Annotated in this window: 1 protein-coding gene; it reads right to left on the bottom strand. The window is 70.6% G+C overall.

Annotated features, from left to right (window positions below):
- Positions 1 to 255, bottom strand: a 255-nt coding sequence (locus ACNAW0_RS30915) for a hypothetical protein (protein WP_416291566.1), incomplete at both ends; no start/stop codon positions are given.

Raw genomic sequence — 255 nt, forward strand, 5'->3', positions numbered from 1 at the left:
GGTCACCGCACCCCAGCGCCGGTTGAGCCGGCGGACCCCAATCGCCTGCCCGGGGAACGGGACCGACAGCCGGGCAGACCTGCGTTTGCGGGTCGGCGCCCCGGCGGGGTGCTGCGGGTTCCACCAATTCTGGTACGCCTGGTCCAACTGGCGCAGCACCTGCTGACCGGACTGTGCCGGCAGGTCCGCAACCCAGTCAAAGTCCTTACGCGCCTGGGTCAGGTAGGCGCACTGCGCGGTGACTCCGAGCGTGAC

Source organism: Micromonospora sp. SL1-18 (genome assembly GCF_047921505.1).
In the GTDB taxonomy this organism is placed as follows: domain Bacteria; phylum Actinomycetota; class Actinomycetes; order Mycobacteriales; family Micromonosporaceae; genus Micromonospora.